The sequence below is a fragment of the Amycolatopsis sp. NPDC059021 genome, assembly GCF_042739895.1.
Classification (GTDB): Bacteria; Actinomycetota; Actinomycetes; order Mycobacteriales; family Pseudonocardiaceae; genus Amycolatopsis.
In genome coordinates this window covers 18,614-29,092 of the sequence record NZ_JBHYIQ010000073.1, presented here as the reverse complement: position 1 = coordinate 29,092, position 10,479 = coordinate 18,614, and the positions used below count along the sequence as shown (strand labels likewise).

At 70.1% G+C, this 10,479-nt stretch carries 8 protein-coding genes; 2 read left to right on the top strand and 6 right to left on the bottom strand.

All coding sequences use genetic code 11. From position 1 onward, the window contains the following. Window positions 1-301: 301 nt before the first annotated feature. The 5 genes from mptB to ACFWX1_RS33560 all read right to left on the bottom strand — a co-directional run bounded on the left by mptB (window position 302) and on the right by ACFWX1_RS33560 (window position 7,321). The gene (gene mptB, locus ACFWX1_RS33580; RefSeq protein ID WP_378393779.1) at window positions 302-1,891 is read right to left on the bottom strand and encodes a polyprenol phosphomannose-dependent alpha 1,6 mannosyltransferase MptB; all 1,590 of its coding nucleotides are present in this window, start codon (window positions 1,889-1,891) and stop codon (window positions 302-304) included. An 82-nt stretch (window positions 1,892-1,973) separates the two neighbouring features. Continuing rightward, complete coding sequence (nikE, locus tag ACFWX1_RS33575) at window positions 1,974-3,626, bottom strand: nickel ABC transporter ATP-binding protein NikE (protein ID WP_378393778.1); 1,653 nt, start codon at window positions 3,624-3,626, stop codon at window positions 1,974-1,976. Next, the gene (locus tag ACFWX1_RS33570) at window positions 3,623-4,528 is read right to left on the bottom strand and encodes an ABC transporter permease (RefSeq protein WP_378393808.1); all 906 of its coding nucleotides are present in this window, start codon (window positions 4,526-4,528) and stop codon (window positions 3,623-3,625) included. Before ACFWX1_RS33570 ends, nikE begins: the two co-directional genes overlap by 4 nt. A 5-nt stretch (window positions 4,529-4,533) precedes the next feature. Then, complete coding sequence (locus ACFWX1_RS33565; RefSeq protein WP_378393777.1) at window positions 4,534-5,562, bottom strand: ABC transporter permease; 1,029 nt, start codon at window positions 5,560-5,562, stop codon at window positions 4,534-4,536. Between the two features lie 7 nt (window positions 5,563-5,569). Next, entirely contained in the window at window positions 5,570-7,321 is a 1,752-nt protein-coding gene (locus ACFWX1_RS33560; protein ID WP_378393807.1) for an ABC transporter substrate-binding protein, read from the bottom strand. Window positions 7,322-7,516: 195 nt separating this feature from the next. Between ACFWX1_RS33560 and ACFWX1_RS33555 the strand changes: the two genes are divergently transcribed. Beyond that, window positions 7,517-8,344: a M55 family metallopeptidase gene (locus ACFWX1_RS33555; RefSeq protein WP_378393776.1), complete on the top strand. Its 828-nt coding sequence runs from the start codon at window positions 7,517-7,519 to the stop codon at window positions 8,342-8,344. After that, on the top strand, window positions 8,337-9,626 hold the full coding sequence (locus ACFWX1_RS33550; protein WP_378393775.1) for a M20/M25/M40 family metallo-hydrolase: 1,290 nt from the start codon (window positions 8,337-8,339) through the stop codon (window positions 9,624-9,626). The genes ACFWX1_RS33555 and ACFWX1_RS33550 overlap by 8 nt, the downstream gene beginning before the upstream one ends. Window positions 9,627-9,635: 9 nt before the next feature. Here ACFWX1_RS33550 and ACFWX1_RS33545 read toward each other — a convergent pair whose 3' ends face one another. Next, window positions 9,636-10,289: a class I SAM-dependent methyltransferase gene (locus tag ACFWX1_RS33545; RefSeq protein ID WP_378393774.1), complete on the bottom strand. Its 654-nt coding sequence runs from the start codon at window positions 10,287-10,289 to the stop codon at window positions 9,636-9,638. Window positions 10,290-10,479: the final 190 nt, after the last annotated feature.

Sequence of the window (10,479 nt, the reverse complement as noted above, 5' to 3'; positions counted from 1 at the left end):
GCCCCACCTGCCACCACACCGGCTCTGGGTGCCGGGGGTGCGAGAGCCGTTGACGCCCCCGTTCCGCGCGGTGCCCGGGGCTAGGCCGCCCTTCCCGGCACGTCTACAGGCTAGTGGCTGCCGCCGACGGCGGGCCTGGCTGCCTCACTCCGACCCACGGCGCTGTCCTGAACGCTCCGTTGGCGACGGTGAACGTCCCGAACGCGTCGTTCACGACACTGGCATGGCAGCGCGGGTGGCACGCCTCCTGTGATACAAGGGATCTTCGACCGCGAGGAGGCCTTCACGGACGTCTGCGGGGCTAGAGCGTGCCGCTGGCGGCGGGTTCGCCGGGCTTCTCCGCCGGTGGTGTGGGCGGCAGGAAGGTGTCCACGGGTTTGCGGCGCCACGCGGCGACGAGGCCGAGCGGGTCGGGGCGCAGCAGGGACGCGGCGGCGTAGAGGCTCGCGGCGATGACGATGGCGATGAACCACCAGTCGTAGAGCGCCTGTTCCCCGGTCGGGTAGTAGACCAGGGTGACGAACACCGACACCGCGACGACGGCCGACAGGTTGCGCCGCTGCCACTTGTACGTCGAGAGCAGCACGAAGCCCCAGGTCAGGTACCACGGCAGGGTCGGCGGGAAGAGGATCGCGACGGCGAGCAGGACGACCGCGGCGCGGAAGATGGCTTCCTTGCCGCCGCCGCGGGCGAGCCACCACTGCCAGACGCCGAAGACGGCGAGGCCGATCATCGCGATGGCGCGCGCGACGGTGACGAACGGGGACGGCTGGACGTCGACGATCAGGTGGACGAGCGAGTAGAAGATCTCGCCGATCCCGGTCGGGAAGTTCAGCCAGTTCGCGATGAGCTGCGGCGCCTTGAGCCCGGCGAACCAGCCGAGGTTCAGTGAGCCGAGCGAGACCCAGGTGCCGAGCACGAACACCGGGAGGAAGAGGGCGACCGAGGCGGCGCCGGCGCGCAGGAAGTTGCGGATCTTCGACTCGCCGGGCAGGTGGTTGGCCCACACCCAGACCAGGAACGGCAGCGCGATGGCGGCGGTCGGCTTGATCAGCATGCCGAGGGTGACCAGCACGATCGCGACGACGTGTTTGCGTTCCAGCGCGGCGAGGACGCCGATGGTGAGGAACGCGAGCATCATCAGGTCGTTGTGCGGGCCGCCGAAGAGGTGGATGACCATCATCGGGCTGGCGACGGCGAGCCACAGCGTCACCGGCAGCTTGCCGCCGAGGTGGCGGACCAGCCGGGGCAGGGCCCACAGGGTCCCGGCGAGGCCGGCGAGCAGCACGACGCGGGTGAGGATGACGCCGGGGATCATGTTGTCGCCGGTGAGGGCGACGATTCCCTTGGACAGCAGCAGGAACAGCGGTCCGTACGGGGCGGGCGTGGTCTGCCACAGCGGGTGCACGTTCTGCACGACGTTGGGCAGGACGTTGAGCTCGGCGGGCCCGTTGGCGTACGGGTCGAGGCCGTGCAGCAGCTGGGCGCCCTGGCCGAGGTAGGAGAAGACGTCGCGGGTGAACAGCGGCGGCGAGATCAGCAGCGGCGCCATCCAGCAGAACGCGGCGATCAGGACCGGCTTGCTGCCGACGCGCCCGGCGAGCACGTACCGGCCGAGCCGGACCCAGGCCCAGACGACGAGCGCGAAGCCGACGTACAGCACGGCGTTGGCCAGCATGCGGCCGTGGCCGTAGCGGATCCACGACATCGGGCCCTGGCCGAGTACCGGGTCGTGGATCAGGATGCCCCCGGCGCCGAACGCCCCTAGCATGAGCAACGTGCTGCCCACGGTGCCCATGGCGATGGTCCGGTAGGGGAATCGCGAGGGCACGCGAAGATCGCCCACGGACGGTGCCGGGGACAGCGGTGCCGGTTCTGTCGTAGTCGCCATTTCGTTGCAGAAGATTACACACCGCACCTGTGTGACTGTGCGGCAGCAGCCGATTCCGGCGCCCGGCGGCAAGATCGTGCGATCACCGGTCGGCCGCCGTGCGTGCGGCCGTACCGCCGGGCAGCGCGGCCAGCAGGGACTTCGTGTAGTCGTGGTGCGGGTCGAGCAGGACCTGTTCGACGGTGCCGGTTTCGACCAGTTCGCCCCGGTACATCACGGCCACCCGGTCGGCGATGTTCCAGGCCAGCCCGAGGTCGTGGGTGATTACGAGCGCGGCGAGGCCGAGCTGCCGTCGCAGGCGCAGCAGCAACGCGAGGATCTCGCCGCGTACGGACGCGTCGAGGGAGGCCACCGGCTCGTCGGCGACGAGTACGGAGGGTTCCAGCGCGAGTGCTCCCGCGATCACGACGCGCTGGCGTTGCCCGCCGGACAGTTCGTGCGGGAGCCTGCCGAGGAACTTCTCCGGCGGCCGCAGTTCCGCGGCCTCCAGCGCTTTGAGGACGGTCGCGCGTTCGTCGGCGAGGCCGTGGATGCGGGGGCCTTCGGCGACGGCCTCGTACACGGTGTGGGCGGGGTTGAGCGCGCTCGCCGGGTCCTGCAGGACCAGCTGCACCTGCCGCCGGTAGGCCCGCAGGCCCGCGCCGCCGGACGGCACCGGGTCGCCGTCGTAGGTGACCTCGCCGGAGTCGGGTTTTTGCAGGCCGAGCAGGGTACGGGCGAGCGTGGTCTTCCCGGAGCCGGACTGGCCGACCAGTGCGACGATCTCGTCGCGGTGCACGGCGAGGTCGACGCCGGCGACGGCCTGGATACGTTTCCCGGTCCGGTCGCGGAAGCCGACCCGCAGGTCCTTCGCGGCGAGCAGCGGTGTCCCGCCGGGCACGCCGCGGTTCTCGGGTTCGGGCGGCAGCGGGGTGCTGGTGGCGGGTGCGAACCGCGAGACGGGGTCGCCGACGGTCGGGAACGCGGCGGCCAGCGCGCGGCTGTGCTCGTGCCGGGGCGCGTTCATCAGCTCCGCGCTGGGCCCTTCCTCGACGATCTCGCCGTCGTACATGACCGCGATGCGCTCGCAGGTGGCGGCGAGCACGGACAGGTCGTGGCTGATCATGATGAGGCCGATGTCCTGCTCGTGGACGAGCTTGCCGAGCAGGGCGAGTACCTGGGCCTGGACGATGACGTCGAGGGCGGTGGTCGGTTCGTCGGCGATGATGAGCCGGGGCGAGCAGGCCAGCGCCATGGCGATCATGACGCGTTGTTTCTGACCGCCGGACAGCTCGTGCGGGTACGCGCCGGCGCGGCTGGGCGGCAGGTCGACCTGCCGGAGCAGTTCGGCGACACGCGCGTCGACCTCGGCGTCGGTCGGTGCCTTGCCTTCGGGCGGGTGCAGCCGGATGGGCTCGGCGATCTGCTCGCCGATGCGGCGGACCGGGTTGAGCGCGTGCATGGCGCCCTGGAACACGACCGACGCCTCGGCCCAGCGGACGGCACGCAGCCGTCCCCAGCGCATCGCGGTGACGTCTTCGCCGTCGAGCAGGATCTCGCCGGTGACCTTCGCGCTGCGCGGCAGCAGCCGCAGCACGCTCATCGCGACCGTGGACTTCCCGGATCCGGACTCCCCCGCGACACCGAGCGTGCCGCCGGGGTCCAGGCGGAGGCCGACGCCGCGGACGGCGGTGACCTCTCCCCCGCCGGTGCGGTAACTGACGCCGAGATTTTTCAGTTCCAGCAACGGATTCACGAGTGTTGTCCCTTGAGCCGCGGGTTCAGCACGGTCTCCAGACCGCGTCCGACGAGGGTGAAGAACAGCACGACCAGGACGATGGCGATGCCCGGCGGGAGCAGGTTCCACCAGGCGCCCTTGCTGACGGCGCCGTTGTTGAGCGCGGTTTCGAGCATGGCTCCCCAGGACACGGCGTTCGGATCGCCGACGCCGAGGAAGGACAGGGTCGCGTCGGCGATGATCGAGTTGCCGACGACCAGGGTGGTGTTGGCCAGTACCAGCGGCATGACGCCGGGCAGCACGTGTTTGCCGACGATGTGCAGGTGGCCGCCGCCGAGCGCCTTGGCGCGTTCGATGTAGGGCCTGCTCTCGATGGTCAGCGTCTGTGCCCGCACGAGGCGGGCGGTGCTGGGCCAGGCGGTGACGCCGATGGCGATGATGATGGTGCCGATGCCCTGCGGCATGACCGCGGACAGCGCGATGGCGAGCACGAGCGAGGGCAGCACGAGGAAGAAGTCGGTGAACCGCAGCAGGACCGCCGACACCCAGCCGCCGAAGTGCGCGGCGGTGATGCCGATGAGGGTACCGATCAGGACCGACAGGACGGTCGCGGAGAACCCGACGAGCAGTGAGACCCTGGTGCCCCACAACGTCATCAGCAGCACCGAGCGGCCGTCGATGTCGGTGCCGAGCCAGTACTGCGCGCTGGGCGGGTTGAGCGGGCCACCGGTCGCCTTCGTGACGTCCAGCCCGGACTCGTCGGACAGGAGCGGCATGAGCAGGGCGGCGAGGACGGTCACCGCGAGGCAGACGAGCCCGATCAGGCCGGGTTTCTGGCTCGCGAACTCGTGCCAGGTCTTGGCGATCGACGCGCGGCGCCGTCGCCAGGCGATGGTGCGCGGGCTCTCGGCTTTTTCGATGGTGGTCACGTGGTCCGCACCCTCGGGTCGAGCACGCGGTAGAGCAGTTCCGCGAGCAGGTTCATCAGGACCACCGAACCGGCGAGCACGACGAAGACGCCTTGCAGCACCGGCAGATCGGGTCCGTGCAGGGAGGTGTAGACCAGCTGGCCGAGACCGGGCCAGCTGAACACGGCCTCGACGGTGACCGCGCCGGAGACGACCATGCCGAACTGCATGAACACCAGCGTGACGGTCGGCAGGAGCGCGTTGGGCACGGCGTGGCGCCGCCGGACGAGGTCGTCGCGCAGGCCCTTGGCGCGGGCGGTGGTGAGGTAGTCCGCGTTCATCTCGCCCAGCAGCGACGAGCGCATGATGAGCATGTACTGGGCGTAGAACACCGCGAGCAGGGTCAGGCACGGCAGGATCAGGTGGTGCAGGACGTCCAGTGTCTGGGGCAGGAGCCCCGGCGCGGCGTCGGGTGAGTGCATACCGCGGCTGGGGAACACGCCGTTGGTGACGACCAGCAGGATCAGCCCGAGCCAGAACTGCGGAACCGACCACAGGGTCAGCGCGATCCCGGTCTGGGCGCGGTCGAAGAAGCTGTCACGCTTCCAGGCCGCGCGGATGCCCAGCCACAGGCCGAGCGCGACGGCGAGCACGGTGGCGCTGCCGACGAGCAGGACGGTGGGCCAGAGCCGTTCGCCGATCATGTCGATGACCGGGCGCCGTTCCAGATAGGACGTGCCGAAGTCGCCTTGCAGCAACCCGCCGAGGTAGCTGAAGAACTGGCTCAGCACCGGCTTGTCGACGCCGAGCTGTTCGCGTAGTTCGGCCAGCTGCTGGGGGCTGGTGGGCCGGTCGCGGATCATGAACGCGACCGGGTCGCCGGGCAGCATCCGGAACAGGAAGAAGCCGAGGACGATCACCAGCACGACGCTGGCGAGCGCGCCGCCGATCTTGGTCAGGACGAACCGGAGGGTTCCGGTCCCGCCTCGTCGCTTGTCGGGGTCGACGAGCGACGAGGCGTGTTCGGGAGTGATTGTTTGCGTCAAAGCCTTGCTACTCCCGGTCGTCCGCGTTGCGGCCACGACGGCCGATCAGCACGCCGCCGCCGACGAGCACGACGACCACGACGGCGCCGAGGGCGATCCACAGCCCGGTGTTGCCGCCGCCGCTGTCGTTCGACGCGGCCTGCTGCCCGGCCGGGGTGGCGCCGTAGACGCCCCAGTAGCCGCTCTGTTCGAGGATCTGGCCCTCGGGCTGCGGCTGTTTGGTGAACGACGCGAAGGTGTCCGAGCGGTAGGCCTCCAGCACGTTCTGGTAGTCGAGCACGACGTTCACGTACTGGCTGGCCAGCCGGGCCTGCGCCTGCTTGCTGTACTCGGCGCGCTTGGCGAGGTCGGTCTCGGCGAGCTGCTTGGCGTACAGGTCGTCGTACTGGGGGTCGCAGAAGAACGTGTCGGTGTTGGCGCCCTTGCCCTGCGCGTTCGGCCGCGCCGAGCAGGTGTGCAGCGACAGCACCGAATCCGGGTCGGGGTTGGTGGAGTAGCCGCCGATGTAGAGGTCGTAGTTGCCCGCGTTGCTGCGGTCGTTGAGTTCCTCGTCGGAGACCAGCTCCTGGCGCACCGAGATGCCGATGTCCTTGAGCCAGCCGGTGATGTACTGCGTGGCCCGCTGGTCATACGGCCGGCTGGCGTGGCCGGAGAGGCGCAGTTCGAGCCGTCCGCCGCCCGGCACGCTGCGGATACCGTCGCCGCCCTTGACGTAGCCGGCGGCGTCGAGTGTCGCGTTCGCGGCGGCGAGATCGAACTTCGTCCGTTCGGCGTCGGCCGGGTCCCAGTGGTAGGCGGAGTAGACCGACGGGATGATGCCGCCGGGCATCTGGGCGTAGCCGCCCATCACCCTGTCCACAATGGTCTTCGGGTCGATGGCCTGCGCGATGGCCTTGCGCAGGCGGACGTCCTTGAGCGCGGGGTTGCCGTTGCCGATCGGCTGGTTGTCCGCGTTCTGCACGCCGAAGTTGATGTTCACCTCGTCGTAGCGGCGGCCCGGTGCCTTGTTGGTGGCGATGTTCGGCTGGCCCTTGAGCGCGTCGAACTGGGTCGGGGTCAGCCGGTTGATGACGTCGACCTCGTTCTGCTTCAGCGCGTTCACCGCCGCTTCGGCGTCCTTGAACACCAGCAGTTGCAGCTCGTCGACCTTGGGTGCGCCACGCCAGTAGTTCTTGTTGGCCTTGAACTTGACGTACTCGTTCTGCTTGTACTCCGACAGCAGGTACGGGCCGTTGCCGACCCCGACGACCGCGGCGGTGTCGGTCTTCGGGTCGTTCAGGTCCTTGATCGGTTCCCATACGTGTTCCGGGACGATCGGGACGTCGAGCAGCGACACCGTCGACTGCGGGGTCTTGGTCTTGATGACCAGCGTGCTGTCGTCCGGCGCGGAGACCGAATCGAAGCTCGAGACGTAGCTGCCGTTGGCGGTGCGCGCGGTCTCGTCGTCCATCATCCGCTTGAACGTGAACGCCGGGTCCTTGGCCGTCACGGGCCGGCCGTCGGACCATTTGGTGCCCTGGCGGATCTTGAACGTCCAGGTCAGCTTGTCCGGTGAGGTCGTCCACGATTCGGCGAGCGCGGGCGCGGGCTCCGCCTTCTCGGCCGACGGGGTGGTCAGGAACTCGTAGTTGAACCTGCCCACCTGGGTGGCCGCGAGCAGCGTCGCGGTGAACGGGTTGAGGTGGTCGATCCCGGTGATCAGCGCCACCCGCAGCGTCTTGCCCTGCTGGGCATGGGCGGGTACGGCGAGCGGCAGCATCGCCAGGGTTCCCGCGGCGAGCGCCGCTCCCGCTCGGCTGATGTGCCGTCTGCCCGTCCTTCGGCGAGAGTGCACCGATAACCACCCCAATTTGTCTAGATCACTCGACCCCAAGGCGCAAAAGTAACCACTCGCGCGCCGCCGGTGTCAACGATTGCCACCCGTCAATGCCAAGCCGTGACTAAAGTGCGTCGCATGCGGATCATGATCTCGGCGGACATGGAAGGCGCGACGGGGGTCACCTGGACCGACGACGTCATCCCCGGCACGCCGCAATGGCAGCGGTTCCGAAAATTGTTCACCGGGGACGTCAACGCGACGCTCGCCGGGTTGTTCGACGCCGGTGCCACGGACGTGCTGGTCAACGAAGCGCATTCCTCGCAGCGGAACCTGCTGCTGGAGGACCTCGACGGGCGCGCGCGGATGCTGACCGGGCGGCACAAGCCGCTGTCGATGATGCAGGGCATCGATTCGGGTGTGGACGGCGTCGTGTTCCTCGGGTATCACGCGGGAGCCGGGTTCGACGGCGTGCTGTCGCACACCTACCTGGAGAACCAGATCACCGGGGTGTGGCTGGACGACGTCCCGGCGAGCGAGGGCAGGCTGAACGCGGCGATGGCCGCCGAATACGGCGTCCCGGTCCTGCTGGTGTCCGGGGACGACCAGACCTGCGACGACGCGCGCGACTACGCGCCGGACGCCGAGCTGGTGCCGGTGAAGGAGTGTGTCAGCCGGTACGCGGCGATCTGCCTGCCGCCCGCTAGGACGGCGGAACTGCTGTCCGAGGCGGCGGCGGAGTCGATGAAGCGGGCGGGAAAGTCCACGCCCGCACCGGGTTCGCACCGGATCGAGGTCGAGTTCGACGCGAGCCATCTCGCGCAGGCCACCGCGGTGATCCCGACCGTGGAACAGATCGGGGTGCGGCGGGTCGGGTTCGACGCGCCGAACATGACCGAGGCGATGAAGGCGTTCAAGGTGGTCACCGCGATCGCGGCCGGGGCGGTGCAGGGCATCTATGGCTGACGTCGTCGACGTGTGCGCGGACCTGATCCGGTTCGACACCACCAACCGCGGGGACGGCGACTCCGAGGGTGAGCGCGAGGCCGCCGAGTACGTGGCCGGGCTGCTCGACGCGTCCGGCGTCCCGTCGAAGATCCTGGAGCGCGCGCCGCGACGGTCCAATGTGGTCGCCCGGATTCCCGGCACCGACCCGGCTCTGCCCGCGTTGCTGGCGCAGGGACATCTGGACGTGGTGCCCGCGGACGCCGCGGACTGGTCGGTGTCACCGTTCTCCGGTGAGGTCCGCGACGGGTTCCTGTGGGGCCGGGGCGCGGTGGACATGAAGGATTTCTGCGCGATGGTGCTCGCCGCCGTCGCCTCGGGGCTGCGGCCGCGCCGGGACATCGTGCTCGCGTTCGTTGCCGATGAGGAGGATCGCGGGGAGTACGGTGCGCACTGGCTGGTCGAGGAGCATCCCGAGCTGTTCGAGGGCTGTGCCGCGGCGATCAGCGAGTCCGGCGGCTACACCTATCCGGTCCCGGCCGCCGACGGCCGGACGGTGCGGTTGTATCCGGTGGCCACGGCCGAACGCGGCACCGCGCATCTGCGGCTGACCGCGCGCGGCCGCGCCGGGCACGGCTCCCGGCCCAACGACGAGAACGCGGTGATCCGGCTGGTGGGCGCGTTGCAGCGGATCGCGTCGCACCGCTGGCCGGTCGAGCTGACGCCGACGGTGTGTGCCTTTCTCGAACGGACGGGGGAAGCGCTCGGCGTTCCCGTTGATCTGTCCGATGTGGACGGTACGGTCGCGCGGCTCGGGCAGGCGGGCGCGCTGGTGGTGCCGACGGTGCGGGTGAGCACCACCCCGACCATGCTGTCCGCGGGGTACAAGGTGAACGTCATCCCGAGCACGGCGACCGCGCAGGTGGACGTGCGGGTGCTGCCGGGCACCGAAGAAGCGACCCTCGCCGAGCTGGACGAGCTGCTCGGCGAGGGGGTCGAGCGGGAGTTCGTCGCGCATCAGGGCCCGGTGCAGGCGCCGGTCGGCTCGCCGTGGTTCGACGCGATGGCCGGCGCGCTGCGTGCCGAGGACCCCGATGCCGTCGTCGTGCCGTACTGCATGGGCGGCGGGACGGACGCGAAGGCGTTCAGCAAGCTGAGCATCGACTGCTACGGCTTCTCCCCGCTGTCGCTACCGGAAGGCTTCCCCTACCGCGCGATGGCGCACGGCGTCGACGAACGGGTCCCGGTCGAGGGCCTGCGGTTCGGCGAGCGGGTGCTGACCCGCTTCCTCACCGAGGTCTGACGGCCGCGTTTACCGGGTGAACTCGGCCCACCAGCGGGTGTTGTCCCGGATGGGTTCGATGCTGACCAGGCGGACGCCGTCCTGGGCGAAGGACTCGACCTCGGCGCGGGTGAGCGGCCACGGCGGGCCGCCGGCGGTGTCGACGCTCTCCTCGGCGACCTCGCAGACCAGCGCGGTGCCGCCGGGGGCGAGGAAGCCCGCGACGGACGCGATGGCCTTCGGGCGGACGTCGCGGGGCATGGCCTGGACGTTGATGATCTCGACGACGAGGTCGAAGGCGTGGTGCCATTCGGGTGGCGGTGCGAGCAGGTCCGCGACGCGGTAGTCCACCGCCGAGTCCGGGAACCGGCGTTGGGCGGCCGCGACGGCGGTGGCGGCGACGTCGAAGCCGGTCGTGGCGTATCCGGCGGCCGCGAGGACTTCGGGATCGTCGCCGAAGGCACTGCCGACGACGAGTGCGCGGCGGCCGTCGCCGGGGTGGGCCGCGGCCCAGGCGGCGAGTTCGGGGTTGGGTTCGTTGCGTGCCCACGGGATGACGGCTTCGCCCTTCTCGGCGGCCGTGTAGAGCTGTTCGAACCAGCCGGTGGGATCCCCGGCGGCGAGGGCGGTCTTGGCGAGGTCGGCGTCGGTGATCCGGTTCTGTCCGGTGGAATGAGTGCTCACCAGGTTGTTTATACCTCGGGACCCCTCCCGGGCCCGCACGGTTTACTGGCCGGGCGACCACCGTTCTCCGGTCGCCGCGACGCGGGCGGGGTGGGTGCCGCGCGCGGCGGCTTTGGGGGTCGCGGTGGGTGGGGGGGCGGGGGCCACCCCCCCACCCCCGGGGCCACCCCCGCCCCGCCCCATGCCCCCC